General features: G+C 63.0%; 31 protein-coding genes and 1 tRNA gene. 11 read left to right on the top strand and 21 right to left on the bottom strand.

Features of this window, described 5'->3' with window-relative positions; genetic code table 11:
- The 4 genes from FJ958_RS29800 to FJ958_RS29785 all read right to left on the bottom strand — a co-directional run.
- Positions 1-386: HTH domain-containing protein (locus FJ958_RS29800; protein ID WP_140749188.1), on the bottom strand; the 386-nt coding region annotated here is incomplete at its 3' end.
- 174 nt (positions 387-560) lie between these two features.
- The gene (locus FJ958_RS29795; RefSeq protein ID WP_140749185.1) at positions 561-968 is read right to left on the bottom strand and encodes a hypothetical protein; all 408 of its coding nucleotides are present in this window, start codon (positions 966-968) and stop codon (positions 561-563) included.
- A gap of 66 nt (positions 969-1,034) precedes the next feature.
- Positions 1,035-1,625: a DJ-1/PfpI family protein gene (locus FJ958_RS29790; protein WP_140749182.1), complete on the bottom strand. Its 591-nt coding sequence runs from the start codon at positions 1,623-1,625 to the stop codon at positions 1,035-1,037.
- Positions 1,626-1,763: 138 nt separating this feature from the next.
- Positions 1,764-1,931 carry a hypothetical protein gene (locus FJ958_RS29785; protein WP_140613532.1) on the bottom strand — a complete coding sequence of 56 codons (168 nt, stop codon included), beginning with the start codon at positions 1,929-1,931 and terminating at the stop codon, positions 1,764-1,766.
- 321 nt (positions 1,932-2,252) lie between these two features.
- Here FJ958_RS29785 and FJ958_RS29780 point away from each other — a divergent pair, with 321 nt between their 5' ends.
- Together FJ958_RS29780 and FJ958_RS29775 are read left to right on the top strand one after the other, a co-directional pair.
- Positions 2,253-3,206, top strand: a complete 954-nt coding sequence (locus FJ958_RS29780) for a ring-cleaving dioxygenase (RefSeq protein ID WP_140749179.1) — start codon at positions 2,253-2,255, stop codon at positions 3,204-3,206.
- A 113-nt stretch (positions 3,207-3,319) separates the two neighbouring features.
- Entirely contained in the window at positions 3,320-3,481 is a 162-nt protein-coding gene (locus FJ958_RS29775) for a hypothetical protein (RefSeq protein ID WP_140749176.1), read from the top strand.
- 27 nt (positions 3,482-3,508) lie between these two features.
- On the opposite strand, the gene FJ958_RS29770 is transcribed toward FJ958_RS29775, so the two are convergent.
- The 7 genes from FJ958_RS29770 to tkt form a co-directional block, all read right to left on the bottom strand.
- Positions 3,509-4,222: an SGNH/GDSL hydrolase family protein gene (locus FJ958_RS29770; RefSeq protein WP_140749173.1), complete on the bottom strand. Its 714-nt coding sequence runs from the start codon at positions 4,220-4,222 to the stop codon at positions 3,509-3,511.
- A gap of 62 nt (positions 4,223-4,284) precedes the next feature.
- The gene (locus tag FJ958_RS29765) at positions 4,285-5,037 is read right to left on the bottom strand and encodes a thioredoxin family protein (RefSeq protein ID WP_140749170.1); all 753 of its coding nucleotides are present in this window, start codon (positions 5,035-5,037) and stop codon (positions 4,285-4,287) included.
- 171 nt (positions 5,038-5,208) lie between these two features.
- The gene (locus tag FJ958_RS29760; protein WP_140749167.1) at positions 5,209-6,234 is read right to left on the bottom strand and encodes a class I fructose-bisphosphate aldolase; all 1,026 of its coding nucleotides are present in this window, start codon (positions 6,232-6,234) and stop codon (positions 5,209-5,211) included.
- Positions 6,235-6,516: 282 nt separating this feature from the next.
- Positions 6,517-7,713: a phosphoglycerate kinase gene (locus FJ958_RS29755; protein ID WP_140749164.1), complete on the bottom strand. Its 1,197-nt coding sequence runs from the start codon at positions 7,711-7,713 to the stop codon at positions 6,517-6,519.
- Positions 7,714-7,869: 156 nt separating this feature from the next.
- Positions 7,870-9,753 (bottom strand): potassium/proton antiporter, encoded by a 1,884-nt coding sequence (locus FJ958_RS29750; protein ID WP_140749161.1) that lies wholly within the window; start codon positions 9,751-9,753, stop codon positions 7,870-7,872.
- Between the two features lie 196 nt (positions 9,754-9,949).
- Positions 9,950-10,960 carry a type I glyceraldehyde-3-phosphate dehydrogenase gene (gene gap, locus FJ958_RS29745; protein WP_140749158.1) on the bottom strand — a complete coding sequence of 337 codons (1,011 nt, stop codon included), beginning with the start codon at positions 10,958-10,960 and terminating at the stop codon, positions 9,950-9,952.
- Positions 10,961-11,117: 157 nt separating this feature from the next.
- On the bottom strand, positions 11,118-13,109 hold the full coding sequence (tkt, locus tag FJ958_RS29740; RefSeq protein WP_140749155.1) for a transketolase: 1,992 nt from the start codon (positions 13,107-13,109) through the stop codon (positions 11,118-11,120).
- A 261-nt stretch (positions 13,110-13,370) separates the two neighbouring features.
- Between tkt and FJ958_RS29735 the strand changes: the two genes are divergently transcribed.
- From FJ958_RS29735 to FJ958_RS29720, 4 genes are all read left to right on the top strand, one after another.
- Complete coding sequence (locus FJ958_RS29735) at positions 13,371-13,643, top strand: DUF4164 domain-containing protein (RefSeq protein WP_006200774.1); 273 nt, start codon at positions 13,371-13,373, stop codon at positions 13,641-13,643.
- Positions 13,644-13,653: 10 nt separating this feature from the next.
- Positions 13,654-14,019, top strand: a complete 366-nt coding sequence (locus FJ958_RS29730) for a cell division protein ZapA (protein ID WP_140608902.1) — start codon at positions 13,654-13,656, stop codon at positions 14,017-14,019.
- A gap of 213 nt (positions 14,020-14,232) precedes the next feature.
- Positions 14,233-14,892, top strand: a complete 660-nt coding sequence (locus FJ958_RS29725; protein WP_140749152.1) for a peroxiredoxin — start codon at positions 14,233-14,235, stop codon at positions 14,890-14,892.
- 144 nt (positions 14,893-15,036) lie between these two features.
- Positions 15,037-15,909: an MBL fold metallo-hydrolase gene (locus FJ958_RS29720; RefSeq protein WP_140749149.1), complete on the top strand. Its 873-nt coding sequence runs from the start codon at positions 15,037-15,039 to the stop codon at positions 15,907-15,909.
- A 163-nt stretch (positions 15,910-16,072) separates the two neighbouring features.
- On the opposite strand, the gene rpoH is transcribed toward FJ958_RS29720, so the two are convergent.
- Both rpoH and FJ958_RS29710 read right to left on the bottom strand, forming a co-directional pair.
- Positions 16,073-16,984: an RNA polymerase sigma factor RpoH gene (gene rpoH, locus FJ958_RS29715; protein ID WP_027053961.1), complete on the bottom strand. Its 912-nt coding sequence runs from the start codon at positions 16,982-16,984 to the stop codon at positions 16,073-16,075.
- A 211-nt stretch (positions 16,985-17,195) separates the two neighbouring features.
- Positions 17,196-18,266 carry an RluA family pseudouridine synthase gene (locus FJ958_RS29710; RefSeq protein WP_140749146.1) on the bottom strand — a complete coding sequence of 357 codons (1,071 nt, stop codon included), beginning with the start codon at positions 18,264-18,266 and terminating at the stop codon, positions 17,196-17,198.
- A gap of 26 nt (positions 18,267-18,292) precedes the next feature.
- On the opposite strand from FJ958_RS29710, the gene FJ958_RS29705 reads away from it, so the two are divergent.
- The 3 genes from FJ958_RS29705 to FJ958_RS29695 all read left to right on the top strand — a co-directional run bounded on the left by FJ958_RS29705 (position 18,293) and on the right by FJ958_RS29695 (position 19,262).
- Complete coding sequence (locus FJ958_RS29705) at positions 18,293-18,676, top strand: fimbrial protein (RefSeq protein ID WP_140749143.1); 384 nt, start codon at positions 18,293-18,295, stop codon at positions 18,674-18,676.
- 13 nt (positions 18,677-18,689) lie between these two features.
- Positions 18,690-19,097 carry a VOC family protein gene (locus tag FJ958_RS29700; protein ID WP_140749140.1) on the top strand — a complete coding sequence of 136 codons (408 nt, stop codon included), beginning with the start codon at positions 18,690-18,692 and terminating at the stop codon, positions 19,095-19,097.
- Positions 19,098-19,187: 90 nt separating this feature from the next.
- Positions 19,188-19,262: transfer RNA gene (locus FJ958_RS29695), tRNA-Glu, on the top strand.
- A gap of 7 nt (positions 19,263-19,269) precedes the next feature.
- On the opposite strand, the gene FJ958_RS29690 is transcribed toward FJ958_RS29695, so the two are convergent.
- The 7 genes from FJ958_RS29690 to FJ958_RS29660 all read right to left on the bottom strand — a co-directional run bounded on the left by FJ958_RS29690 (position 19,270) and on the right by FJ958_RS29660 (position 24,169).
- Entirely contained in the window at positions 19,270-20,373 is a 1,104-nt protein-coding gene (locus FJ958_RS29690) for a tyrosine-type recombinase/integrase (RefSeq protein WP_140749137.1), read from the bottom strand.
- Positions 20,370-20,564 (bottom strand): hypothetical protein, encoded by a 195-nt coding sequence (locus FJ958_RS29685; RefSeq protein ID WP_140749134.1) that lies wholly within the window; start codon positions 20,562-20,564, stop codon positions 20,370-20,372. Before FJ958_RS29685 ends, FJ958_RS29690 begins: the two co-directional genes overlap by 4 nt.
- Before the next feature lie 186 nt (positions 20,565-20,750).
- Complete coding sequence (locus FJ958_RS29680; protein WP_181176572.1) at positions 20,751-22,382, bottom strand: HK97 family phage prohead protease; 1,632 nt, start codon at positions 22,380-22,382, stop codon at positions 20,751-20,753.
- 296 nt (positions 22,383-22,678) lie between these two features.
- Entirely contained in the window at positions 22,679-22,948 is a 270-nt protein-coding gene (locus FJ958_RS29675; protein ID WP_140749127.1) for a hypothetical protein, read from the bottom strand.
- Complete coding sequence (locus tag FJ958_RS29670) at positions 22,945-23,193, bottom strand: hypothetical protein (protein WP_140749124.1); 249 nt, start codon at positions 23,191-23,193, stop codon at positions 22,945-22,947. Before FJ958_RS29670 ends, FJ958_RS29675 begins: the two co-directional genes overlap by 4 nt.
- Positions 23,190-23,525: a hypothetical protein gene (locus FJ958_RS29665; protein WP_210243495.1), complete on the bottom strand. Its 336-nt coding sequence runs from the start codon at positions 23,523-23,525 to the stop codon at positions 23,190-23,192. Before FJ958_RS29665 ends, FJ958_RS29670 begins: the two co-directional genes overlap by 4 nt.
- Positions 23,526-23,767: 242 nt before the next feature.
- Complete coding sequence (locus tag FJ958_RS29660) at positions 23,768-24,169, bottom strand: hypothetical protein (RefSeq protein ID WP_140749118.1); 402 nt, start codon at positions 24,167-24,169, stop codon at positions 23,768-23,770.
- A 93-nt stretch (positions 24,170-24,262) separates the two neighbouring features.
- Here FJ958_RS29660 and FJ958_RS29655 point away from each other — a divergent pair, with 93 nt between their 5' ends.
- On the top strand, positions 24,263-24,502 hold the full coding sequence (locus FJ958_RS29655; protein ID WP_140749115.1) for a helix-turn-helix transcriptional regulator: 240 nt from the start codon (positions 24,263-24,265) through the stop codon (positions 24,500-24,502).
- Positions 24,499-24,708: a hypothetical protein gene (locus FJ958_RS29650; protein ID WP_140749112.1), complete on the top strand. Its 210-nt coding sequence runs from the start codon at positions 24,499-24,501 to the stop codon at positions 24,706-24,708. The genes FJ958_RS29655 and FJ958_RS29650 overlap by 4 nt, the downstream gene beginning before the upstream one ends.
- A gap of 74 nt (positions 24,709-24,782) precedes the next feature.
- Here FJ958_RS29650 and FJ958_RS29645 read toward each other — a convergent pair whose 3' ends face one another.
- On the bottom strand, positions 24,783-25,301 hold the full coding sequence (locus FJ958_RS29645; RefSeq protein WP_140749109.1) for a hypothetical protein: 519 nt from the start codon (positions 25,299-25,301) through the stop codon (positions 24,783-24,785).
- Positions 25,302-25,358: the final 57 nt, after the last annotated feature.

Raw genomic sequence — 25,358 nt, 5'->3', positions numbered from 1 at the left:
GGGCCGAGCGCCTCGCGGGCGGCGCGCACGCGGGCGATACGGTCCTTCTCGGTGTCGGGCAACACGGCGCCGATCTTGACCAGCGCCTCGTCGGCGGCCCGCGCCATGGCGGCGCCGCCAAAGGCGCGCACCATGCGCGCGCCTGCGACCAGCGCCACGATCTCGTCACGCGTGAACATCAGCGGCGGAAGGTCGAAACCCTCCCTCATCATGTAACCAACACCAGCCTCGCCGTCGATCGGTACCCCGGTCGACTGCAGGTCGGCTATGTCGCGGTAGATCGTTCGCTCGGAAACCTCGAGCCACGTGCCGAGCTTCTGGGCAGTGACCAGACGGCCACCACGCAGATGCTGCACGATCTGAAAGAGCCTGTCGGCGCGGCGCATCGTGTCGTCCCTCGGTGTTGTTTCCAGAGCGGCTTACCGTTTCACGGAAATGGCGAACCGCTCCATCTCTCTGTTTCGACGCAATTCCGGGCGGAAGACAGGAGCACACTCTTCCTGGAATTGCTCTAGGCATGCCGCTGTCCCAGCCCGGCGCCCACCTTGGGGCGGCATGCATTATGGTTTCAGCCCTTCGCGCTTGCGCTGCGCGGTGACGAATTCCGCGCCAAAAGGCAATTTCCTCGTTGTCGGCGCCGTCGCATCGAGCACGCGCCAGAAGGGTGCGATGTCACCAAGCGTCATGCCGCGCCCGAGATCCTCGTTGGCTGCTTCGGCGACTGTGCGCAGATGATAGCCTATCGTGACCGGGCATGTCACTTCGGCGCCATGTTCGATGGCGAGCGCGGTACGCAGCGCGCGGATATCCATGCCAATGCCTTCGGGAATCGAGCGGATGAAATCGTCGACCTGCCGCACGGTCGGTACCAGCATCGGCTGGCCCTCGATGACATCTCCCATGGTGCGGGGCGTTGGTTTCACGCCGTTGATGCCAGGCGTGTTCAGCCTGTCGTTCCAGCTCTTCATCGATCGTCCTCTCGGCCGGCCACGCGCATTATGTCACCATCGCATGCGCCTCCTGACAGCATACTGTCAGGAGGCTTCCGCATACTCCTTCATGAACAGCGTCCGCATCCGCGCGAGATCGCTGCCTTTTTCGGGATAGAGCGTCTGTAGAAAGGCAAGAGCGAAGGTGCCGGGCGCCGAACCCGGCGCGGAAACGACTTTGCCGTCGGCCACGGCATGCGGCACGTCCTGATAATTGTTATCGCCAGCATAGCCGGCTTCGTGGCGATTGATCCAGTCACGGCCATTGCTGGTATGCTTGGCATTCTCGAAGATGCCAGCCCGAGCCAGCGCCAGCGTTCCGGCGCAGATACCGCCAACGACACCGCCGCGCGACGCAATGGCCGTGAGCAGTTCGGCGGCGTCCGGCGGTGCCTTGCCAGCCCACTGATCCGAGCCGATGACGGCGACAGCATCGAGATCGATGTTTTCATCGGCTTTCGCCGAGCGGTCCGGCGCCAACCGAAAACCGCTAATTCCCGTCACCGGCTTGCCGTGCGGCGTCAGTGACACGGCTCGCGCGCCGAACCATTCGACCGCCGAGGCCGCCAGCAGCCCATATTCCCAATCAGCAAAACCTTCGATGAACAGGAAGCCGATTGTCTTCTGATCGGGCATAAGCTCGCTCCATCCCTCGCGCGCCGGGTCTCATTTCACGCGTGTCGTGCCCCCGAAACCGGGGCCACTTTGGGCGACCACGCATTAATATCTGGGCGTTGACGCATCCGCATCCAACTGCTGCGTCGAATTTTTGTCTCAATTGCCGCGAAGGCGACGGTCGGCATACATGTCCGGCCAGCCGATGTCCTTGCGGATGTCGGCGGGAAGCGAGTTCATGAAGCGCTGCGTGCGGATCTCGTTGCGCATCGTGCGGACCTTGCCGACATAGTGCTGCATGCCGCGCAGAATGGTAAAACCGTTCATGGCTATTCTCCTCTCTCTGACTGGAGGCAGTATCGCATACCCCTCCTGACAGCAGTCTGTCAGGAGCATGGCAGGGCGCAGAACGATGATCCGTTCGGCGTGTATCCTCACGGAAAGCGTTGTTTTTCGCTGCATGGCGCCATGCCGCCGCAACAGGTCCGACTGTCGCCAATTGTTCACCAGTAAGACACCAATCCAGACAACATTGTTCATCGTGTGATGACGGACTGTTGGGATAATCGGCCTTCAGCGAAGGGGCCGCACTTCTGATATGAAATGAGAAAATTGTTCCCCAAAAATAGCTAAAAAAGGGAGACGACCATGAGCTTGCAACTGACTGGAATCCACCATCTGACCGCCATCACCGCCAATGCACCGGGCAATCTTCATTTCTACACCAAGGTGCTGGGCCTGCGGCTGGTCAAGAAGACGGTGAACCAGGACGATACCTCGGCCTACCACCTCTTCTATGCTGACGGCGAGGCAACGCCGGGCACCGACCTCACCTTCTTCGACTGGCCGGTTGGCCGCGAAAAGCGCGGCACCCACAGCATCCCGCGGACCAGCCTCCGGGTCGGCAGCCAGGAGAGTCTTGCCTGGTGGAAGCAGCATCTGGCCGGCGAAGGCGTCGTGACAGGGGAGATTGCCGATATAGGCGGCTACCCGTCACTGGATTTCGAAGATCCCGAAGGCCAGCGTCTGCGGCTCGTCAATGATGGCGGCGGGGGCGGTAGCCATCCCTGGGCGCAAAGCCCGGTGCCGACCGAGCATCAGATCCGCGGGCTCGGGCCGATCGTCATCAGCGTTCCCGACATCACCAACACCGAGGCGGTGCTGACCAAGGTGATGAACATGCGTGAGGTCCGCGACTATGCCTCGCCGGACGGCGAAGGCCAGGTCCACGTCTTCGAAATGGGCGCCGGCGGGCCGGCGGCGGAGCTTCATGTTGCCGTCCAGCCTGGCCTGGCGCCAGCGCGGCAAGGCGCCGGTGCGGTCCATCATGTTGCCTTCAGGGCGCCCGACCAGGAGACGCTGCATCAATGGACAGCGCGCCTGGCCGAATACCGGCTGCCGTCGAGTGGCGAGGTCGAGCGCTATTACTTCCGCTCGCTCTATTTCCGCGAGCCGAACGGCATCCTGTTCGAGATCGCCACGGATGGGCCGGGGTTCACCGCCGACGAGCCGCTGGAGACGCTGGGCGAAAGCCTTGCCCTGCCGCCTTTCCTCGAAGAAAAACGCGCTTCGATCGAGGCCGGCCTCAAGCCGCTGAGGTAGATCGTTCCCTTGGGATGCAGCGCCGCGTTCCGGTCCGGGACGCGGCGCCTGTTGTTTCTCAGAGATCGAAGAAGGCGCTTTGACAGTTGGCCGCGTTGCTGGTCAAAGGCGGCATGACGAAACTCCTCGCCCTTGTCATTGTCGGTTTCATGGTGATCCAGCTCATCAAGCCGCTTGGCTGGCCCGGGCTCAAGCGACGCGGTGATTTCTGGAAGCTGGCGCTGCTCGCCATGGCCGCGATCTCGCTGGCGGCTGTGCTCGGGCATTTGGCATAGCCCTGGCAACCACCTGCCAGTCGGCGTTCAGTCACCAAGCACCGGGCCGGCAAGATGTTCCGCCCAGGCCCGATACCCTGCCTCCGAGGCGTGAAAGCCGTCCGACGCAAAACCGGCTTCGGGATTGGTGATCGGCAGGCGCGGCGCCGGCATCGCGCCGCGCTCCAGGCAGAGGCGTTCGCCCATCCGGTTCATTGCGGTGGCGCGGATCTCCAGTATCTTGCCGAGCAGCGGCGGCATGGCCGGCGCCCGCGTGAACTCCAGCACCGGCGACCACACGACGCGCGCCTCCGGCCATTTGGCGCGCAGCGCGTAGAGCAGTCCGCCGAACTCCCTCTTGAAGCGCGGCACCGAGTGGAAGTTCTTGGTGTCGTTGGTGCCGATGGCAAGCACGATATGCGTCCACGGATCGGCCGACAGATTGGGCAGGACATGGTCGCGGATCTGGCCCGACGTCGCCGAATTGAAGCCGGCGGCGCGCCAGCGCACGGCGCCGCCCGTGCGCTGGGAGATCAGCGCGGCAAGTTGCGCGGCAAGCCCGTCTTCCGAATTGCCGATGCCGACCGAGGCGGCGGAGGAATCGCCCAGCACCAGTAGCGAAATTGCCGGCGCGCTGCCTGCTATCTCATGCATGACCGGGCCCTGCGCCGGCAGCATACGCGTAGTGCGGCGGCGCACGCCCAAGCCCTGCCAGACATAGACGGGGAAGGCGAGCCAGGTGAGAAGGGCCGGGAAACGCATGGCAATACCGTGCAACGATCTGCGTCAGCCTTAGCGCAAGTTTCGGCCGAGGTGAACGATCTTCAGTCGCAGCAGCCAGGCGGTTCATCATTCTGCGCCGGCTGACGGTCCTGATATTCGTCATGCAGGCGGACCCAGTCCATCAGGCCATGATAGGGACCATTTTCGCTGCGCCCCTTCGGCGTCATGTCGAGATAGGCATAGGTGCCGATCAGCGCCTCGCCGCCGCGGGCACGCGACAGGAAGGTGAGGAAGATGTCGCCATTCTCATCCCTGTGGAAGACGCTGGTGCCCGGAAGCTCCTTCGAGGTCCGGGGACGAGTCTCGAAATTGTAGGTGGTGTCGCCGGTGGCGATCTGCCTGTCGGTGAAGGAAACCTGCATGTCGAAATTGAAATCCGACGCATAGGAGGACACCCAATCGAATTTCCAGCCCATGCGCTGCTTGTAAGGCAGAAGTTCTGCCAGGGGCGCGCGCGCGACCACGACCAGCGACACGTCGTGATGCCTCAGATGCAGATTGGCGCTGTCGATATGATCCGCAAGGAAGGAGCAACCCTCGCAATGATTGACGCAGCCTGGCCCGAACATGAAGTGGTAGACAATCAGCTGGCTGTTGGCGCCAAACAGGTCGGCCAGTTTCTTCGGCCCTTGCGCGGTCTCGAAAACATAGTCCTTCCTGATCTTCAACCACGGCAATTCACGCCGTTCGGCCGCGATGCGCTCGCGCAACCGCGTCAGCTCCTTCTCGCGGATCAAATGCGCCTTGTGCGCCTGGAACCAGTCTTCGCGTGAAACGACCTTGTTGCGATGCATGAACCTCTCCCTGTCTGCACCCCAAGGACGTTCGGGATGGGCGCAAACCGACATCGCCGCCAGTGACGCCTTGAGGAAATAGGAATGGGGAGACCTTGGCCCAAGTCCGACAGCCACAAACAAAAACCCGGGCACGTCGGCCCGGGTTCCAGCAGGACGGACGAATTGCGATCAGGCGGCGCTTTCCAGCGTTGGCTTCCATTTTCCCAATGCCGCAAGATGGTTCATGTGGGCGCGATGGGTAAAGGCGGCCTGGCCGGCGGCGACGTTCGAGGCCTTGCCGCTCCATGCCTTCTGCGGGGCGGCCTGCAGTGCGCGGCCGTAGGAGAAGGTCAGCTTCCACGGATGCGGGCCGATGGCATTGATGGCGTTGAGGTTGGCGGTCGCTTCCTCGTCCTCCTGGCCGCCGGAGAGGAAGGCGATGCCCGGCACCGCCACCGGTACCGTCTCGCGGAACAGTTTTATCGTCTTTTCAGCAATTTCCTCGGGGCTGTTCGTCTTGCCCGACTTCTTACCCGCGATGACCATGTTCGGCTTCAGGATGGAGCCTTCGAGCACGACGCGCGCCGCGTAGAGCTCGTCATAAAGCTTCATCAGTGTGGCCTTCGAGACCTCGTAGCAGGTGTCGATGTCGTGGGCACCGTCCATCAGCACTTCCGGCTCGACGATCGGCACGATGCCGGCTTCCTGGCACAGGGCGGCATAGCGGGCGAGCGCATGGGTGTTCGAGGCGATCGAATTGACCGAAGGCACGCCCTTGGCCGTGTCGATGTCGATCACCGCGCGCCATTTGGCGAAACGGGCGCCGAGCTTGTAATAGTCGGCAAGCCGTTCGCGCAGGCCATCGAGGCCTTCGGTGATGGTGTCGCCGGGAAAGCGGGCGAGGGGTTTGGCGCCGGCATCGACCTTGATGCCGGGAATGGCGCCGGCCGCCTTGATGATATCGACCAGCGGCGTGCCGTCGGCCGCCTTCTGGCGGATGGTCTCGTCATAGAGGATGACGCCAGAGATATACCTGGTCATCGCGTTGGAGGCGCGGAACATCATCTCGCGGTAATCGCGGCGGCTGTCGGCGGTCGATTCGACGCCGATGACATCGAAGCGCTTCTTGATGGTGCCAGAACTCTCATCGGCGGCCAGCAGGCCCTTGCCGTTGGCCACCATCGCGGCGGCAATGTCTTCGAGACGTTCGCTCATTCTGCTTCTCCTGAAGGGGTTCGTTCCGCGCTTAACGGAAGTCTACCGCCAAAGGAATGGCGTCGGAAAGCTCGAATCGATTGAAAGTCTCAGGCGCCCTCGTTTGCTCCCGGCGAGTCGGTCATTTGCTGGTTCCGGGCGCATTTCCGCGGCGCAAGGCATTTCTGCCTGGTGCAAAATGTTCTTGCGTGGTCCATCGCCTCGTGGAAACGCTGAACCACTCAATTTCTATGTCTTGACGCAATTCCGAACGGAAAACCGTTTCACACTTTTCCCGGAAGCCTACCGCTTCAGCACGTCGACGCCGGGCAAAGGCTTGCCTTCCATCCATTCCAGGAAGGCACCGCCGGCGGTCGAGACATAGGTGAAGTCGTCGGCGACGCCAGCGTGGTTGAGCGCTGCCACCGTATCGCCGCCACCGGCGACGGACACCAGCTTGCCGGCCTTGGTGCGCGCCGCCGCGTGCTTGGCCGCGGCCACCGTCGCGTGGTCGAAGGGCTCGATTTCGAAGGCACCGAGCGGGCCGTTCCAGACCAGCGTCGCCGCGCGGTCGATCCATTCGCCGATCGTCGTCACGGTTTTTGCGCCGACATCCAGGATCATGCCGTCCGCCGGCACGTCCGAGATGGCGACGGTCTCGCAGGCGGCACCCGCCTTGAACTCCTTGGCGACGACGCCATCGACCGGGAGGATGATGGCGCAGCCTGCCTCGGCCGCCTCGATCATGATCTGCTTGGCGGTTGGTGCCAGATCATGCTCACACAGCGACTTGCCGACATCGGTGCCGCGCGCGGCGAGGAAGGTGTTGGCCATGCCGCCGCCGATGACCAGCGCGTCGACCTTCTTCACCAGGTTCATCAACAGGTCGATCTTGGTCGAGACCTTGGCGCCGCCGACGATGGCGACGACCGGCCGGACCGGATTGCCCAGGCCCTTCTCCAGCGCCTCGAGTTCGGCCTGCATGGTGCGGCCGGCAAAGGCCGGCAACAGGCGCGCCAGCCCTTCGGTGGAAGAGTGGGCGCGGTGGGCCGCCGAGAAGGCGTCGTTGACGAAGATATCGCCATTGGCGGCGAGCCGATCGGTGAAGGCGTGGTCGTTTTTCTCCTCGGCCTTATGGAAGCGGGTGTTTTCGAGCAGCAGCACGTCGCCCTTGTTCATGGCGGCAACGGCGCTGCCTGCCGTGTCGCCGACGCAATCGCTGGCGAAGCCCACTGGGCGCCCAAGCACTTCAGCCGTGGCTTTTGCAATCGGCTCCAGCGAGAATTCGCGCGAGGGGCCATCCTTGGGGCGGCCGAAATGGGCGAGCAGGATGACCTTGGCGCCCTTGCTGGACAGTTCGGCGATGGTCGGCGCGATACGCTCGATGCGCGTGGCGTCGGTGACCTTGCCGTCGGCGACGGGAACGTTGAGGTCGACGCGCACCAGCACGCGCTTGCCGCTGATGTTGCCGATATCGTCCAGTGTCTTGAAGGCAGCCATGCCGGTCCCTTTCCTTGGAAATCGCCGGGACCATACCCCGCATCGGCGGCGATGCAAGGCTTTGACAGGGCGGAGCGCGAAATTTTGAGGCCGGCGTGGACATAGTCCGTGAAGACCGCCTCAGGGCGGACGGCGGCGGAGAAACGAGCGCCGTCGTCAGTTCCCGGTCGTCGCCTTTTCAACCGGTGGCTCGGCGGCGTCGTCAGTCCGTGCCGGCGCTGCCCGCGTCTGCGCCGGCTTGCGCCAGTTGCGGATAAAGGCGCTCAAACGGTCGCCCATCTCGCCGGCGCTGAGGAAGACCGGCACCCGCGCCACCGGCGCGGTCGGTTCAAAGGAAAGGCCAAGGCCCGTGATCCTGCCCTTGTCGTCGACATCCCTGACGATCAGCTCGATTGGACCGAGCAGCACGCGGTCGGCATATTCGGCATGGCCGCCGAGCCGCGCCGTGACGAGCGCGCCGACGGTGAGCTTCTGCTCCGCCTCGGTCAGGCCCGGCGTGTAGGCGGCTTCCAGTTCGGCGGCGGAGCGCGCCGGGTCGACGGCGAAGGCGCCAAAGAAATCGGCATCCTCGGGATCGACCACGGCCCGGCTGGCGAACAGCTTGTCGAGCAGGCGAGGATAGCGGTCCGGCACGAAGATGTAGACCTGATCGCCGGCGGCCAGCCGCCCCATGTCCTGGAAACGCATCGACCGGCCGTCACGCAGGACCAGCGAGGGACGGGCCCAGCGCGGAATGCGTTCGCCGCGCGCCACCGGACTGCCTTGAGCCACGCGATAGGCGAGAAGCTCGTGATGGGCGGAACCGGGAAGCTCCAGTTCGACCTTGTCCAGTGGTCCGAGCCGCGCCGGCACGATGAGGCCGAGCCGGCGCGCCAGCGGGCCAACGGTCCAGCCCTGGATGACCAGCGAAACCAGGACGATCATGAAGGCGGCGTTGAAGATGGTGCGGCCGTTCTCCAGCCCACCGAGCAGCGGGGTGATGGCGAGGAGGATCGAGACGGCGCCGCGCAGGCCGACCCAGGAGACGAAGGCGACTTCGGGGCGCGGCAGGCGGAACGGGATCAAGCAGAGCCAGACCGCGACCGGTCTCGCCACGAACATCAGGAACAGGCCGAGCAGCACCGCCGGCACCATGATCGCCGGAAATTGCGAGGGTGTCGCGAACAGGCCGAGGATCAGGAACATGATGATCTGTGCCAGCCACGACATGCCGTCCTGGAAGCGCTTCAGGATGGTGACGGCGCGGATGTCGGAATTGCCTGATATGAGGCCGGCGAGATAGACCGCCAGGAAGCCCGAGCCGCCGATCGCGCCGGCGGCGGCGAAGACCATCAGCGACAGGGTCAGCACGAAGATCGGCAGCAGGCCATGATCGAGATTGAGCCGGTCGACGAGGCGCACGATGGCAAGGCCGCCCAGCACGCCGACAAGGGCGCCGAGACCCATATTGATGACGAAGCCGAAGATCAGGTTGGTGACCAGGACATTGGCTTCGGGGTTCGCATGGGCGGCGATGATCTCGACCAGCGTGATGGTCAGGAAGATGGCGATCGGGTCATTGGTGCCGGACTCCACCTCGAGCGTGGAGCGCACGCGCTCGCGCAGATTGATCTCGCCGGCGCGCAGCAGGAAGAACACCGCCGCGGCGTCGGTCGAGGCGACGGCGGCGCCGAGCAGGAAGGATTCCAGCCAGGAGAGGTTGAGCATGTAGTGGGCGGCGGCTCCGAACAGGCCCGTGGTCAGCACCACGCCGACCGTGGCCAATGACAGGGCCGGCCCCGCGGCCTGCCGCAAGGCGTTGAGCGGTGTGCCGAAGCCGGAATCGAACAGAATGATGGCCAGCGCCAGTGAGCCGGCAAAATAGGCGACACGGGCATTGTCGAATTCGATGCCGAGGCCGTCGGTTCCGGTGGCGAGCCCGATGCAGAGAAACAGAAGGAGGAGGGGGGCGCCGAAGCGGAAGGCGATCAGGCTCGAAAACGCGGCGGCGACAACGAGCGCCGTGCCGACCAGCGTAACGAGATAGATCGCGTGCTCCATCCGTGATTTGCCCCTCGAATTCCTCTGCTTTCTCGCTTTACGGGAGAGTGGGGCGAAGGCATGGCCAGTGCAAGGCGGGCGGATGGTTTTTTGCCCAATGCCGCTGATTTTCGACGGTTCTGGAGTTGTTGCTTCGGCAAACGAAAACGCCCGGCCGAAGCCGGGCGTTTCTGATCTGTCGAAGACTGGCCTGCGATCAGGCGATGGTCTTGCCGAAAGCGACGGCGGTATCGGACATGCGGTTGGAGAAGCCCCACTCGTTGTCGTACCACGACAGCACGGAGACGAAGTTGCCGTCCATCACCTTGGTCTGGTCGAGCGCCATGATCGAGGAATGCGGATCGTGGTTGAAGTCGATCGAGACGTTCGGATGATCGGTGACCGACAGCACGCCCTTCAGCTTGCCGTTCGAGGCGGCGATGACCGCGTCGTTGATTTCCTGCACCGTGGTCGGTCGCTTGGCGATGAACTTGAAATCGACGACCGAGACGTTCGGGGTCGGCACGCGGATCGAGATACCGTCGAGCTTACCCTTGAGGTCGGGGAGCACAAGGCCGATCGCCTTGGCGGCGCCGGTCGAGGTCGGGATCTGCGAAAGGGCCGCGGCGCGGGCGCGGTAGAGATCCTTGTGCATGGTGTCCAGCGTCGGCTGATCGCCGGTGTAGGAGTGGATCGTCGTCATCATGCCTTTTTCGATGCCGACCGTCTCGTGCAGCACGGCCGCCAGCGGCGCAAGGCAGTTGGTGGTGCAGGACGCGTTCGAGATGACGATATGGTCCTTGGTCAGCTTGTCGTGGTTGATGCCGTAGACGACGGTGAGGTCGGCACCTTCGGCGGGAGCCGAAACGAGGACGCGCTTGGCGCCAGCGGTCAGGTGCGCGGCGGCCTTGTCGCGGGCGGTGAAGATACCGGTGCATTCGAGCGCGACGTCGACGCCCAGATCCTTCCACGGTAGCTGCGTCGGATCCTTGATCGCGGTGACCTTGAACTTTTCCTTGCCGACCGTGATCTGGTCGCCGGAAACGGACACTTCATGGGGAAAGCGGCCATGCACGCTGTCAAAGCGCAAGAGATGCGCATTGGTCTCGACCGGGCCAAGATCATTGACGGCGACGACCTCGATGTCCTTGCGGCCGGATTCATGGATGGCGCGCAGGATATTGCGGCCGATGCGGCCGAATCCGTTGATGGCAACTCTGACAGTCATTTTTCTCTCCCGGGGAGCTGGAGGGCGGACAATTGTTCCGCAGCTTCATAGCGGCGGACGGGCAAAGAATCCAGCCGCAGCGGCATGGACTTAAATCGATTAGGTTGGTCCAGGCCCCGCGAAATCGCTTCAGGCGACCTCGCGGTGGGACCAAGCCTTATTTACCGTGCAGGCGAGCTTCGGCTGCCTTGGCGGCCGCCTCGGCGGTGATGCCGAAATGCGGATAGAGCTGTTCGATGGTGCCCGATGCGCCGAAGCCGGTCATGCCGACGAAGATGCCGTCGGAGCCGATGAAATGATCCCAGCCCTGGCGGATACCGGCTTCGATCGCCATCCTGATCGGCGCGTTGCCGATCGTCTTCTTGCGGTAGTCGTCGCTCTGCTTGTCGAACAGTTCGAAGCAGGGAACGGAGACGACGCGGGTCGGGTGGCCGTGCTTTTCCAGCAGGTCGCGGGCGCCGAGCGCGATCTCGACCTCGGAGCCGCTGGCGAAGATGGTCACCGCCGCCTCGCCGCTGGCGGCGGCGAGCTCATAGGCGCCCTGGCTGCTCAGGTTCTTTTCGGTGAACTCCGTGCGCACGGTCGGCAGGTTTTGGCGGGTCAGCGCCAGCGTCGATGGCGTCTTTTCGGATTCGATGGCGATCTGCCAGCACTCGGCGGCTTCGACCGCGTCGGCCGGGCGGAAGACATTGTGGTTCGGGATGGCACGCAATGCCGCCAGATGCTCGACCGGCTGGTGGGTCGGACCATCTTCGCCCAGACCGATGGAATCATGGGTCATGACGAAGATCGAGCGGATGCCCATCAGTGAGGAAAGCCGCATTGCGGGGCGCGCGTAGTCGGAGAAGCAGAGGAACGTGCCGCCATAGGCGATGAGGCCGCCATGCAGCGTCAGGCCGTTGATCGCGGCGGCCATGCCGTGCTCGCGGATGCCGTAGTGGACATAGCGCTGGCCGTAGTCATCAGGCGTGATGTTCTTGGTCTGGCTGGTCTTGGTGTTATTGGAGCCGGTCAGATCGGCGGAGCCGCCGATGGTTTCCGGCACGGCGCCGTTGATGACCTCCAGCGCCATTTCCGACGATTTGCGGGTGGCGACCTTCGGCTTGTCGACGGACAGCTTCTTCTTGTAGTCGGCGATGACGGCGTCGAAATTGGACGGCAGTTTGCCGGCGAGACGGCGCTCGAACTCGGCCTTCAGCTTGGCGTCGGCCTTGGCGAGGCGGCCTTCCCAGTCGGTGCGGGCCTTGACGCCAGCCTTGCCGGCGGTGCGCCAGGCGTCGAGGATATCGGCCGGGATTTCGAAGGGCGGCGAGTCCCAGTTGAAGAACTTGCGGGCGCCGGCGATCTCGTCGGCGCCGAGCGGCGAGCCGTGCGCCTTGTTGGTGCCGGCCTTGGTCGGCGCGCCGAAGCCGATGGTCGTCTTGCAGGCGATCATCGTCGGCTTGTCGGAATGGCGGGCGGCTTCGATGGCATAGGCGATCGCTTCCGGATCCGTGCCGTCGATATGGCTGGCGTTCCAGCCCGAGGCCTGGAAGCGGGCGACCTGGTCGGTGTTGTCGGCCAGCGATACCGGGCCGTCGATCGAGATGTTGTTGTTGTCCCAGAAGACGATCAGCTTGTTGAGCTTCAAATGCCCGGCAAGCGCCACGGCTTCCTGGCTGACGCCTTCCATCAGGCAGCCGTCACCGGCCAGCACATAGGTGTAGTGGTCGACGAGGTCGTTGCCGAAGGCGGCGTTCATGATGCGCTCGCCGAGCGCGAAACCGACCGAATTGGCGAGGCCCTGGCCGAGCGGGCCGGTTGTGGTTTCAATGCCGGTGGCGTGACCGTATTCGGGATGGCCGGCGGTCTTCGAGCCCAACTGGCGGAAGTGCTTGATCTGGTCGATGGTCATGTCTTCGTAGCCGGTCAGGTGCAGCAGCGAATAGAGCAGCATCGAGCCATGGCCAGCCGACAGGATGAAGCGGTCGCGGTCGGGCCAGTGCGGCGCCTTGGGGTCATATTTTAGGAAGCGGGTGAACAGTACCGTGGCGATGTCGGCGCAGCCCATGGGCAGGCCGGGATGCCCGGAATTCGCCTTCTCGACGGCGTCCATGGAGAGAAAACGGATCGCATTGGCCATCCGGTCATGTTGTTCACGCGACGTCATGGTTCCTCCGGGGTGAGGGTTTGGGGCTTGGGAGAGCCCTTGAAAAGGGTGCGCGACACATAGCAGGCGCGGGTTTTTAGTCAACAAATCGGGTGCACATTTGCCGGTCTTGTGATGCCGGCGGCGGGCCTACATTAGCGTTAGCGGGGGACAGTCGCGAGAGCTTTGTTGACGTCGCCTTCACCCGGTGCCTAATGTTTCGGGGATAACGCGTTCTGAACGCGAACGATTCGGTGATGGGCAGGGCACAGGACGAAGGCCATGACCGGGGAAACCACGCTCAAGGAAGTGATCGCAAGGCTGGGCAAGGCCATTGAAGGGCTGGAAAATGCCGTCGCGGCCAAGCTGGAGCATGAACGCGACTATTCGGAAGCCGAGGCCGAGGTGCAGCGGATGAATGCCGACCGCTCGCGGCTGGCGCAGGAACTCGACAATTCCGAAGCGCGCGCCGAACGGCTGGAAGATGCCAACAAGGAAGTATCGCGACGGCTGGTGACCGCCATGGAAACCATCCGCGCCGTGTTGGACAGATAGGAGCTGGCCCATGGCACAGGTCACGGTTTCAATCGACGGCAAGCAGTATCGCATGGCCTGCGACGAGGGCCAGGAAGAGCATCTGATCGACCTTGCAGAGCGCTTCGACCGATATGTCTCGCATCTGAAGGATTCTTTTGGCGAGATCGGCGACCAGCGCCTGACCGTGATGGCCGGGATCATGGTGATGGACGAGCTTTCGGAACTGCAGAAACGCGTCAAGGGCATGGAAAGCGAAGTGCTGACCTTGCGCAAGACCCGCGACGAGGCGCTGACCAAGGCTGACAGGAACGACAGCGTGCTGACCAACGCGCTTGGGGCGCTGGCGCAGCGCATGGAGGATCTGACGGTGACGCTGGCGATCAACAAGGCCTGATCGCTCTTCCAAAGTCGGACCCCTCTGGGGTTTGTGGGTTCAGCGGATATCTGAAAACTCCTGCCGTCCCTCCCATCAAGGACGGAAATTTTTCGCCGCCAGCGCTGCCGCTGGCGGCTTTAAGCATTTTGTAGGTCGCTGCCGAGGGTGCTAGAAAGGGTGCCGAGCCGCGGCAGTGGGTTGGCGGCATTTGTCACAAGGTAGGGATAAGCCATGAGCCTTCGTATCAACGACATTGCACCGGATTTCACCGCGGAGACCACGCAAGGGACGATCAAGTTCCATGACTGGATCGGCGACGGCTGGGCGATCCTGTTCAGCCATCCAAAGAATTTCACGCCGGTCTGCACGACCGAACTTGGCACGATGGCGGGGCTCGAAGGCGAGTTCAAGAAGCGCAACGTCAAGATCATCGGCATTTCGGTCGATCCGGTCGCGAGCCACGAAAAATGGCAGGCCGACATCAAGACGGCGACCGGCCATTCGGTTCACTATCCGCTGATCGGCGACAAGGACCTCAAGGTCGCCAAGCTCTACGACATGCTGCCGGCAGGCGCTGGCGAGACGTCGGAAGGCCGCACGCCTGCCGACAACGCCACTGTGCGCTCGGTCTATGTCATCGGGCCGGACAAGAAGATCAAGCTGGTGCTGACCTATCCGATGACCACGGGCCGCAACTTCGACGAGATTCTGCGCGCGGTCGATTCCATGCAACTGACCGCCAAGCATCAGGTGGCGACGCCGGCGAACTGGAAGCAGGGCGAGGACGTCATCATCACCGCCGCTGTTTCCAACGAGGATGCGATCAAGCGCTTCGGCGCCTACGAGACCATCCTGCCCTATCTCAGGAAGACCAAGCAGCCGTCCGCCTGAAGCGGCCGTCGGAACGGGTTTTGCCTTTTCCTTCCTCGCGGGCCAAGTCATGCTTGACTGGCCCGCCTGGGTGGACAACGATGCCTCTATCGGAGCTCGGCGGAGAAAATCGTTCCTGCCGGTAATGGGTTGGGGAAGCTCGCTTTGGACGTGGCTTTGGCAAGACCGCAGGTCAGAGGCTTCTATGACAAGCCGACGGGGGCCGTCCAGTATGTCGTCGCCGATCCGGCGACGAGGCGGTGCGCCATTATCGACCCGATTCTCGATTTCGACGAGAGATCCGGCGCAACGGCGACAAGGAGCGCCGACGCGGTGCTCGATTTTGTCAGGGAAAACGGGCTGGAACTCGAGTGGATACTCGACACGCACCCGCATGCCGACCATTTCTCGGCCGCGCACTATCTGAGAGAGAAGACAGGAGCGCCGATGGCGATCGGCGACAGGATCGTCGACGTCCAGGCACTGTGGAAAGTGATCTACAACTGGCCGGATTTTCCGGCCGACGGCTCGCAATGGGACAGGCTGTTCGGGCAAGGCGAGACCTTCCGGGTCGGGACCATCCCGGTCAAGGTACTGTTCTCGCCCGGACACACGCTGGCCTCGATCACCTATGTGGTTGGGGATGCCGCCTTCGTGCATGACACGCTGTTCATGCCGGACAGCGGCACGGCGCGGGCGGACTTTCCCGGCGGCAGTGCCGCGCGGCTGTGGCGCTCGATCCAGGAGATCCTGGCGCTGCCCGACGAGACGCGCGTGTTCGTTGGCCACGATTATCAGACCGGTGGCCGCGAGCCCCGGTGGGAAAGTACAGTCGCCGCGCAGAAGGCTAGCAACATCCATCTCGTTGCCGCACACAGCGAGGCCGAGTTCGTCGCCCTGCGCGAGGCGCGCGACCGGACATTGCCGATGCCGCGACTGATCCTGCATGCCTTGCAGATCAACATGAATGGCGGGCGACTGCCGGAACCCGAGGCCAATGGCCGGCGGTATCTGAAGTTTCCCTTGGATGGGCTGTAGGTAGTGCTACATGCCGGCACTCGAGGCTCTAAGGCAGATGCCGTCTGCTGATCTCGCAAGGGAGGAGATTAGCTGTCGCCTCGTTTTCGCCAACTACCACCCGAACACAAAAAAGCGGCGCCAGTTTCCTGACACCGCTTTCTGTTTCTAACCGGACCCGAAGTTAAGCCGCCGGCTGCGCCTCGATGGTGCGCAGCGCCTGGGTCTGGCGCTTGGCGGCGGCCTTGACCGCGTCCTGCACCTTCTCGAAGGCGCGCACCTCGATCTGGCGCACGCGCTCGCGGCTGATGTCGAACTCGGCCGACAGCTCTTCCAGGGTCAGCGGCTCCTCGGCGAGGCGACGGGCCTCGAAGATGCGCCGCTCGCGATCGTTGAGCACGGCAAGAGCGCCCGACAGCATGCCGCGCCGGTTCTCCAGCTCGTCCTGCTCGATCAGCATCTCTTCCTGGCTTTCGTGGTCATCGACCAGCCAGTCCTGCCATTCGCCGGACTCGCCTTCCGTCGCGCGGATCGGCGCGTTGAGCGAGGCGTCGCCCGACAGGCGGCGGTTCATCGACACGACTTCGGCTTCGGAAACGTTCAGCCGCGTGGCGATCTCGGCGATCTGGTCGGGCTTGAGGTCGCCGTCGTCCAGCGCCTGGATCTTGCCCTTCACCTTGCGCAGGTTGAAGAACAGACGCTTCTGGTTGGCGGTCGTGCCCATCTTGACCAGGCTCCACGAGCGCAGGATGTATTCCTGGATCGAGGCCTTGATCCACCACATGGCGTAGGTCGCGAGGCGGAAGCCACGCTCGGGTTCGAATTTCTTGACCGCCTGCATCAGGCCGACATTGCCTTCCGAGATCACTTCGCCGATCGGCAGGCCGTAGCCGCGATAGCCCATGGCGATCTTGGCGACGAGCCTCAGATGGCTGGTGACGAGCTTGTGCGCGGCGGACGTGTCTTCATGCTCGGCATAACGCTTGGCGAGCATGTACTCTTCCTGCGGCTGAAGCATGGGAAAGCGGCGGATTTCTTCCAGGTAGCGGCTGAGGCCGCCTTCGCCGGAAACGATACTGGGTAATGACTGGGCCATGATAGCGCCCCCTCTCTATTGGAGTGATGCCCCCGAAACGCGGCAGGCATGTAACGCGAGCACCGAAAGGCTCGCTCGCGACATCGGATGTATACAGGAACAAAACCAGAAAAGACAGGCATTTGTTCAACACGAAACAGTGTGTCACGCTGAAGTGAACAATGCCAGTCAGGTTTTTTGATGGCTGGTTTCGAGCTTGTTGATGGCAGGTTCAGAGATCGCGGAAGCCGCCGACGAGTTCCTCCATGTCCTCCGGCATCGGCGCCTCGAACCTCATCGTTAGATGGGTATCGGGATGGCGAAATGCAAGGAGCCAGGCATGCAAAGCCTGCCGGGAAAATGCCTTGACCTGACTTTTCAGCGGTTCCGGCAGCCGATTGGCCTTGGTGCGGAAGGCCTGGCCGTAGTCCGGATCGCCGATCACAGGGTGGCCGACATGGGCCATGTGGACGCGGATCTGGTGGGTACGGCCGGTTTCCAGCCGGCATTCGACAAGGCTTGCGGTGGCGAATTCCCGCTGGTTCTCGCCGAAGCGCTCCTGCACGGCGAAGTGGGTGACGGCATGGCGTGCGTCGTCACGCCCTTCCGGCACCACGGCACGACGCACCCGGTCGGCGGCACGGCCGAGGGGTGCATCGACCGTTCCGGTCGGCCTTTGCGGTATGCCCCAGACCAAAGCCAGATAGGCGCGTTCGAGATCGCCGGTCCGGCCGTGATCGGCGAAGGCCTCGGACAGTGCCTTGTGGGCGCGGTCGGTCTTGGCCACCACCATGACGCCGCTGGTTTCCTTGTCGAGGCGATGGACAATGCCGGGCCGGCGCACGCCGCCAATGCCCGACAGGCTGGCGCCGCAGTGGTGGACCAGCGCATTGACCAGCGTGCCGGTCCAGTTGCCGGCGCCGGGATGCACGACGAGCCCCGCCGGCTTGTTGACGACGATCAGCGCATCGTCCTCGTAGAGCACATCGAGCGCAATGTTTTCACCCCGTGGCGAGGCCGGCTCCGGTTCCGGCATGGCGACCGATACGCTTTCGCCTGGTGTCATCTTGCGCTTGGTCTCGTCGACCGGCCTGCCGTCGATCATCACCGCGCCCTGCCGGATCAGCATCTGCACGCGGCTGCGCGACATGTCCGGGCCGAGTTGGGCGGCCAGCCATTGATCCAGGCGCTGGCCGGCCGCATCCGCGCCCGCCACAAGCACGGTCGGCGCGGCCGCCATGATTTGGTCCTCTATCAATTGGTCCTCTATTAATTCGGGGGCCTCTTCGTTATGAGCGCTCATCGAAAAAAGTTCCGGAACTGTTTGCCATGGTCAGGCCAATCGCCGACGAAGATCAGGAAAAGCCGCTCGACCCTGAAGTCGAAAAGGTTCGCAGGAAACTCGTCCGTTTCGTCGGGATCAATCTCGGCCTGCTGTTTCTTGCCCTTATGGTGGTGATCGGAGCCCTTGTCTACAAAGCGCGCAACACACCGCCGGCGAACCCGTCGCTGGCCGGCGACGTCCAGGCACCCGCGGGCGAGCCGATCAGCGGCGACATCGTGCTACCGGTCGGCGCCAAGGTGGTCAGCCAGTCGCTATCCGGCAATCGCATCTCGATCGATGCCGAGCTTGCCGACGGCGGCCGTACGATCTTCGTCTACGACACGGCGGAGCGCCGGCTGATCGGCCGTTTTGCAATTCGCAACAAATAGGCCGGCCGCAACAATGACCGGGTTTGCCGAACACCGCCGTGTCGCGACCGTTGCGCTGGTCGTGGCCAACTATGACGAGGCGATTGCCTGGTATGTCGGGCGGCTGGGCTTCCGGCTCGCCGAGGATGTCGATCTCGGCGACGGCAAGCGCTGGGTGACGGTGGCGCCGGCCAACGGGCAGGGCGCCAGGCTGCTCCTGGCCGAGGCGTCGGACGAGGCGCAAAGGAAAAGCATCGGCAACCAGACCGGCGGGCGGGTTTTCCTGTTCCTCGAAACCGATGACTTCGCGCGTGACCATGCAGCGATGCGGGAACAGGGCGTCGAATTCCGCGAGGCGCCGCGTTTCGAGCCCTATGGCACGGTGGCGGTTTTCGCCGATCTGCACGGCAATCTCTGGGACCTCATCGAGCCCAAGGGATAACGCGCGGGCAGCTTTTTGTTCGATGCGGTAAAGCGGCTGAACCCCTGTTGCTTTTTGTCGGCCGTCAGCCTATATCGCCGGTTCTTGAGCGCGCCCATCGTCTAGCGGTCAGGACACCGCCCTCTCACGGCGGGAACAGGGGTTCGATTCCCCTTGGGCGTACCACCATCATTTATTTGCCCTTTTCTTTCAATTGCTTACGGCGGCGATTGTCCAACTTCTCAACCCGGTTGGACAAATTCTGTTCCTGTTTTGCGCTCTCAAGCCGTCCCATGCCTCGATCGGCGAGCTGCTTGCGGTCGGCCTTTTTGATGTAGGTTTGCGCCTCGGCCGGCGTGCGATGGCCGAGGAATGCCATGATCTCCAGTGCGTTCGCGCCGGCATTTGCCAATCGCGTCGCGCCGGCCTTGCGCAGGCCGTGCGAGGAACAGTGCGGGAGGCCAGCAGCGACACACTGGTCGCGGAACCAATTGCCGAACGTCTCGGGCTTATAGGGCCTTGCCGCGCCATGCGTCAGAAACAGCAACTGATCTGCCGGCACGAAGGCCAGCACATCGGCCAATTCCGACAGGATCGGCAGATCGACGTCGCCGCCGGTCTTGCCGCGCCGGTAGCTGATGCGACCGGCCTTGACGCTCTGCCGGCCGAGCCGGATGACGTCCTGGCGGGCCGCGCCTGTGTTCAAGATCAAGCGCAGCGCCAGCACCGGTTTCGATGTCGCGCCGTGCTGCGCCTCGAATTTCGCGATCTCGTCTTCCGTCCATGTGTGGAAGCCGTCTGGATTTTCGGCGTAACGTTCGGCGCCGATCGACGGATCGACTGTGATGACCCCCTTGCGGATCGCGAATCGGCAAAGCCGGCGAATGAGCTTCAGCAGTCGGTTGGCGCCAGCGGGCGTCGCCGCCTTGCGGGCGATCAGTGCTTCGACGTGTTCCGGCCGCAAATTCTTGACGTGCTTGGTGCCGTGGTCGGTGCGGAACCGGTCCATTTCGTGCATCAGGTTGCGGCGGCTGATGGCGGCAAGCTTCTGCCATTTCGGCGTCCGGATATAGTGCTCGATCAGCCAGTCGAACGTGCCATAGGGCGCGCGCGGCACGGCCGGCAGATTGGAACCGCCCACCCTTGCCGCCTCGTAGGCCGTCCGAAACTCGACGGAACCATACGTGCCCGGCAGATAGCAATCCGGCCGGCCCTTCATGCGGAAGCGCCAGCGCACCTTGCCGTGGCGATCTGGTGCTCGCGTCACGCCAGGGAACGGGTTGCGTGGCCGCTTCATTGCGTTAGCACCCCATCCCACTCGTTGGCGCCGGGAGCGCCGCGCTCTTCTTCGCGCATTGTCTCGGCGAGAAGTTCGATGCGGCCGTCGGGATGGCTCACCAGGCGCGCGCGATCGTAGCCGGCCGCCTTGGCCGCCTGGAACAGGCGGCTGGCGTCGCTCTTGGTGATCAATGCTGCACGCTTCGACATTTGGATTTACCTTTTGTGGCACCGCCGGAAGCCGCAGGGGGAAACCAAACCCATTCTCCCGGCGGTGCTTTTTTCCGATCTGCGCCGCCTCCCCAAAGGCCTGGTTTTGATTGCACCAGCGGGGGGCAGGAGGCGGCGCTAGGCCTGATCGGCACGACCTATCCAGAAACGCCCCCCCGGACCTGCTTATTGACCAGGGTTGAAGTATATCGCCCGATAGTCGTAGACGCTGCATCCGAAGTCGAGGATGCATCGGAACTCCGTGCCGAGCACTTCCCAGCCGTCTCTCGTCTCGACCTGCGGGCCATTGACCCCGTCGAGATAGGCATGCATGAACGCTGGCCGGCTTGCCGGATCGGCGAGAAGCCACCAGCCGTCGCCGTCATAGCGGTTCTCGACCTCGACCTTGATCTTGCCGCCGAACGGGTTGACGTCAGTGATCGTCGTCGAATTGATCTCTGCCACGATCATTTGGGCATTTGTCTCCTGAGCCGGGCCAACAAGAAGCACGGTCGGCACGGCACCGGAAACCCAACTGCCGTTGACGTTCATCTGCTGGCGCATCGCCTGGCGGCCGGCGCTAAGACCCGCGAGCGTCGTCAGGCTGGCGGCGCTGCCGAGGTTGCCGTGGTCGGCGTGGAACAGATTCTTGCCGTCAGACAGTTTTTTGCCTCCGAAACCGTTGGCGGAGATCAACCCGTAGAACTCTTGACCTTCCCTCGTCGCCGCCGAGATGGCGAAAGCGCTGGTGAAGTCGGCGAGACCCCCAAGCGAATCGTTGTAGTAAGCTTGGCGCGTCAGGCCAAAGCGCTTGGCAAAGGTCTCGATCTGCAGACCCTGTTTTTCCTCCGACAGCGTGCCACTCGTGACCTCGCCGGATTCCAATACCTTATCGAGCAGCGGAGCCTCGCCAGGTCGAATATAAGACATCGGCTTGAAGTCCCGCGCCGACCGCTCAGTTGAATATTGCTTGAGCGGCGTGAGCTGTGCCCCGAAACGCGCCATTAGTGCGTCATTGACGGCTGTGTTCATGAGCATCGGGAAGTCCGATGTGGTGTGCAAGCTCCGCTGGCCATATCCTCCCATCGACATTCGCCGCGCAATTTCTACGTCATTCATCCCGCGCGTCGATATCCCGACCATTTCCATATGCGCACGACCGATGCCTGTTGCGCTCAGGCCACGGAATTCGTTCTGGCCCTGGATGGTCTGCGAGCCACCAAGCCGGATCGAAAGCGCCTCCACCATGTGCGCTTCGGCTTCCTCGGTGCGCTGGTCATGGCGGCCGTCGCCTCGGTTCGGGCTAGTGGCAGTGGCGCTTGACATTCTGGCCAGTTGGTTCATGACCAAGTCACGAGCCTCAGTGACGGTCTCGACCCCATGCAGGTCGGTGTCGAGCGCGCGGGCATCGATGCCGGCAAGCACGGCCCGGCGGAAAATGCCGTCGATGGCGCGCTGCGTGTTGGCCGATCGTTGCGCGGCTTGGCGCACCTGACGCGCGGGAGGCTCGTCGTCAATAACGTCGGTGTCGTCGATCTGGTCGATATCGTCGACCTGGTCGATGTCGATTTGCGGGGCGGCGGAAGTCAGTCGGCGTGGACATTTCATGTTCAATCCTCGTATGTTGGCGTTTGGGTCGGCTGGAACGCTGACCAGCGAGGCCTCATAAGGCGTCCACCGCGTCACCGTTACGGTTAGTGTCCCATCAGGCGCTCTGGATTCGGTCTCGTCGTCGATCACGTAGCCGACGCTCATTTTGCTAACTGCGCCGCTCGCAATCTTGTTCATGGCGGCGTCGCCTTGCGGGGTTTCGGCCATCAGGAATTTCATCACAAGCGATGGGCCTTCGAAGCGATATGCGATCGCCCGGCCAAGCACGTTGTCGATGCTGACGATCTGGTGCGAGTCCAGCAGCGGCAGATCGGCGAGGCGTTCGGCGTTGATGGCCTGGGAATTGCAAAGCAGGATCTCGCGACCGAAATTGCGCTTGACCGGTGTTTGCGTCGCGACGGCCGCCTCGAATGTGCGGGTTTCCGTATCGACCGATTCCGGCCGGAACTTGATGGCCAGGCGCTCTGTCGTCGGCTTCTTACGGGTGCTGATTGCTGGCTTTTTCAATGCCGAATATCCCTTTGCCTAGGCGCCGACATATGTGTTGCGATCTCGGCCAGCGCTGTCTCGCTGAGATCCCACGCGGCTATGAAGTTGAAGAGCAGCTGCGCGACAGGCGGATCGAGATCGAGCAGCGTGGCGAGCTCGTCATTGCCGATCGGCCGGCCGTCGACCATGGCCTGGCGCGCCATGAGGCGGGCCATGGTGAGCCGTTCGATGAATTCGCGCGACCTGAGATGGTCGGCAATCGATGCGAGAAGACCTCCGCTCATTGCATGGCTCCTTGGGGTGACGCCTTGACTAGTCTTTCGGCACGGCGCTCGACCTTCGAGGCTTCCTCGAAAGCGAAGATCAAGCGGAACAGCAGCGGCGGCAGGTCGAGGATCTCGGCGGCCTGTTCGACCGGAATGCCGTCGTTGCCGGCCGCGCCGACGACCTGGCGCAGCCTGGCGATCCGGCAGACAAATTCCGGCGTGCGGATTTTGCTTTCGATCGAAGCCATGCGGCGCGCGTTCATTTGTCGCCGCCTGCGCTGACAAAATTTTCGATGTCCTTGAGACGACGCCGACCGATCGCCGACAGGTTGACGATCAAATAACCTTCGCTCGGAATGTCGTGATCGACCGGGCTGCTGAACATCGCGGCCGGCGAAGTGTCGAACCTCGCAATCACCGACTGGCGGAATTCGCCCTGGCGCTCCGGATCGAAAACCGCAAACAGCGCCCGATCGGGCCACTTCTCCCCGACGACGATGGAAGCGAACAACTGATGGGCGTGCCGATCTTCCACCATCTTGAAGGCGCGGCTGAGATTGACACCCATGCCGTTGAGCGAAAGAGCGGCGCCCATCTTCAGGATTTCGATCCATGAATATGCAAGGCGGCTACCGTTGCCACCGTAGCGGCACAGGTCACGCAACCGCCACATCTTCAGTACCCCGATCGTCTGCCCGAGGATCTTTGCCGCCTGTTCGGTTGTGAACTCACTCTGCATCTCAGTCGCGCCTCAAATCAGTAACACCAAGTTACCAATCGATAGCTCGACATCGGCCGAAGCGTCAAGTCACTAGCTGTGACTTTTTTCCGGCAGCGTCAGCAAGGCCCTTTTTTGTTGAAGCAGCGCGACACGCTGACCATCTGCGCGTCGTGGCTGATCAGATTCCACCATGTGCCGCCATGCATCGCGACAAGCGCGCCGTTGAGGCTTTGCGCAGCCGCGATAACATTCTCTTCCGGCGATGGTTCAGACTGACTTCCGGTCGACGGCTTGATCAAAACAAACCCCGTGTCGTGGTTCACAGTCGGCCGCCAGTCGCCGCCATGGATGCTCGCCATCACAGCGGCAAGTTCTTCGGCAAGCCGCGCAGCATGGGCGCGACTGTCCTCCTTCGAAGGCGCGGCAAGCGCTACCGATGTGCCTGCCAGCGCGAGGCCACCAGCGGCAGCCCCGACCAGAGAAACCAGCGCTGCACGGCGATTGAAAGTGTTCGACATTTGGAAACCCTTCTTGTTGCAGAGACATTGCACCAATGATATAAGGCTGCACCAAATTGAAAGTCAACATTTTCAATGCAAGGTTTTACCAAAATGACAATATCGGCAGCGCAGAGCCGGGCCGGCCGGGCGCTTATCGGATGGTCGCAGGAGCAACTGGCGACCGCGTCGAGGGTGGCGAAAGCGACGATCGCCAACTTCGAGGCCGGCAAGCGAACGCCCTACGATCGGACGCTGCAAGACGTGCGCGCGGCGCTCGAAGCCGCCGGCGTTATCTTCGTCGCCGAGAATGGCGAAGGTCCCGGCGTGCGGTTGAGAAAATCAGTCACATGACGAAAGCAGCTCGGCGCAAGCCAGTGACGCTTGACGAGATCGAGGCCGGCCTCGATCTCGTTGCCCGGCTCATGGAGAAGTTCCCGCGCCAGGCAGAGTTGATGTTTCCTCACTGGCGTGCGCTGGAACGCGAGCGCGGCAAGTGCATCGAAGCCGCAACGATCCTCGCCGCCGCCAAGGCACGGCTGGCGGGTACTCGCGTCTAGACGCAGCCGCTACAGCGGCCACCACGCCAGCGCCAGCACCACCGCGCAGGCGATGGCGAAGGCGAAGGCCGGCATCATGCCTTGCCGCCGGGCAGCACCGTCAGCGTCGGCCCGACATTTTCCGAAAACATGACACCCACGCCGCCGTCGACCAGGGCGCCGACGCGCTTGCGCACCATGTCCAAGATGTCCGGCATGATCTGTTCGCCGCTGCCGCGCGTGGCAGCATCGAGCAAGGCGCAACAGATAAAGCCGTTCAGGTGCGCCATTGCAGCGTGCGCCGCATCACAGCCGGGAGCGGCGATCATTTCCGAAGTGATGCCGCTCACGAAACTGTTGGCGACGTGTTTTGCCCAGGCATCGTTTTCGCCCTCGAAGGGGCCGAGCTGTGAATTCGGGAAACTCATTTGCGACCGGGCCTCTTGCCGGCTGACGCATACTGCCAGGAAATCCACTCGCTTTGAAGCCGATTCATCGCGACGTTGCCGATGGTGATGTCGTCGATCGGCGGATTGTTGCCGAACTGCAGAAGCAGCGGTGTCCTGTCCGATGAAGACGACGCGGGTGCCAGACCTAGAGCAGAATCTGATCACTCAGGCTCGTAGCCTGCGGCGCTGAAGTAGTTTGTGCATTCCTCGGCGGTGAAGCGG

It is taken from the genome of Mesorhizobium sp. B2-3-5 (genome assembly GCF_006442395.1).
In the GTDB taxonomy this organism is placed as follows: Bacteria; Pseudomonadota; Alphaproteobacteria; order Rhizobiales; family Rhizobiaceae; genus Mesorhizobium.
Note: the sequence above shows the minus strand (reverse complement) of the source record. Positions and strands in the feature narration are given on the sequence as shown.

What these genes read in the sequence shown, in the direction of transcription:
- FJ958_RS29795 (WP_140749185.1), bottom strand. Translation starts at nt 968, where the DNA reads ATGAAGAGCTGGAACGACAGGCTGAACACGCCTGGCATCAACGGCGTG.
- FJ958_RS29790 (WP_140749182.1), bottom strand. Translation starts at nt 1,625, where the DNA reads ATGCCCGATCAGAAGACAATCGGCTTCCTGTTCATCGAAGGTTTTGCT.
- FJ958_RS29785 (WP_140613532.1), bottom strand. Translation starts at nt 1,931, where the DNA reads ATGAACGGTTTTACCATTCTGCGCGGCATGCAGCACTATGTCGGCAAG.
- FJ958_RS29780 (WP_140749179.1), top strand. Translation starts at nt 2,253, where the DNA reads ATGAGCTTGCAACTGACTGGAATCCACCATCTGACCGCCATCACCGCC.
- FJ958_RS29775 (WP_140749176.1), top strand. Translation starts at nt 3,320, where the DNA reads ATGACGAAACTCCTCGCCCTTGTCATTGTCGGTTTCATGGTGATCCAG.
- FJ958_RS29770 (WP_140749173.1), bottom strand. Translation starts at nt 4,222, where the DNA reads ATGCGTTTCCCGGCCCTTCTCACCTGGCTCGCCTTCCCCGTCTATGTC.
- FJ958_RS29765 (WP_140749170.1), bottom strand. Translation starts at nt 5,037, where the DNA reads ATGCATCGCAACAAGGTCGTTTCACGCGAAGACTGGTTCCAGGCGCAC.
- FJ958_RS29760 (WP_140749167.1), bottom strand. Translation starts at nt 6,234, where the DNA reads ATGAGCGAACGTCTCGAAGACATTGCCGCCGCGATGGTGGCCAACGGC.
- FJ958_RS29755 (WP_140749164.1), bottom strand. Translation starts at nt 7,713, where the DNA reads ATGGCTGCCTTCAAGACACTGGACGATATCGGCAACATCAGCGGCAAG.
- FJ958_RS29750 (WP_140749161.1), bottom strand. Translation starts at nt 9,753, where the DNA reads ATGGAGCACGCGATCTATCTCGTTACGCTGGTCGGCACGGCGCTCGTT.
- gap (WP_140749158.1), bottom strand. Translation starts at nt 10,960, where the DNA reads ATGACTGTCAGAGTTGCCATCAACGGATTCGGCCGCATCGGCCGCAAT.
- tkt (WP_140749155.1), bottom strand. Translation starts at nt 13,109, where the DNA reads ATGACGTCGCGTGAACAACATGACCGGATGGCCAATGCGATCCGTTTT.
- FJ958_RS29735 (WP_006200774.1), top strand. Translation starts at nt 13,371, where the DNA reads ATGACCGGGGAAACCACGCTCAAGGAAGTGATCGCAAGGCTGGGCAAG.
- FJ958_RS29730 (WP_140608902.1), top strand. Translation starts at nt 13,654, where the DNA reads ATGGCACAGGTCACGGTTTCAATCGACGGCAAGCAGTATCGCATGGCC.
- FJ958_RS29725 (WP_140749152.1), top strand. Translation starts at nt 14,233, where the DNA reads ATGAGCCTTCGTATCAACGACATTGCACCGGATTTCACCGCGGAGACC.
- rpoH (WP_027053961.1), bottom strand. Translation starts at nt 16,984, where the DNA reads ATGGCCCAGTCATTACCCAGTATCGTTTCCGGCGAAGGCGGCCTCAGC.
- FJ958_RS29710 (WP_140749146.1), bottom strand. Translation starts at nt 18,266, where the DNA reads ATGAGCGCTCATAACGAAGAGGCCCCCGAATTAATAGAGGACCAATTG.
- FJ958_RS29705 (WP_140749143.1), top strand. Translation starts at nt 18,293, where the DNA reads ATGGTCAGGCCAATCGCCGACGAAGATCAGGAAAAGCCGCTCGACCCT.
- FJ958_RS29700 (WP_140749140.1), top strand. Translation starts at nt 18,690, where the DNA reads ATGACCGGGTTTGCCGAACACCGCCGTGTCGCGACCGTTGCGCTGGTC.
- FJ958_RS29690 (WP_140749137.1), bottom strand. Translation starts at nt 20,373, where the DNA reads ATGAAGCGGCCACGCAACCCGTTCCCTGGCGTGACGCGAGCACCAGAT.
- FJ958_RS29685 (WP_140749134.1), bottom strand. Translation starts at nt 20,564, where the DNA reads ATGTCGAAGCGTGCAGCATTGATCACCAAGAGCGACGCCAGCCGCCTG.
- FJ958_RS29680 (WP_181176572.1), bottom strand. Translation starts at nt 22,382, where the DNA reads ATGGCCGAAACCCCGCAAGGCGACGCCGCCATGAACAAGATTGCGAGC.
- FJ958_RS29675 (WP_140749127.1), bottom strand. Translation starts at nt 22,948, where the DNA reads ATGAGCGGAGGTCTTCTCGCATCGATTGCCGACCATCTCAGGTCGCGC.
- FJ958_RS29670 (WP_140749124.1), bottom strand. Translation starts at nt 23,193, where the DNA reads ATGAACGCGCGCCGCATGGCTTCGATCGAAAGCAAAATCCGCACGCCG.
- FJ958_RS29665 (WP_210243495.1), bottom strand. Translation starts at nt 23,525, where the DNA reads ATGGGCGCCGCTCTTTCGCTCAACGGCATGGGTGTCAATCTCAGCCGC.
- FJ958_RS29660 (WP_140749118.1), bottom strand. Translation starts at nt 24,169, where the DNA reads ATGTCGAACACTTTCAATCGCCGTGCAGCGCTGGTTTCTCTGGTCGGG.
- FJ958_RS29655 (WP_140749115.1), top strand. Translation starts at nt 24,263, where the DNA reads ATGACAATATCGGCAGCGCAGAGCCGGGCCGGCCGGGCGCTTATCGGA.
- FJ958_RS29650 (WP_140749112.1), top strand. Translation starts at nt 24,499, where the DNA reads ATGACGAAAGCAGCTCGGCGCAAGCCAGTGACGCTTGACGAGATCGAG.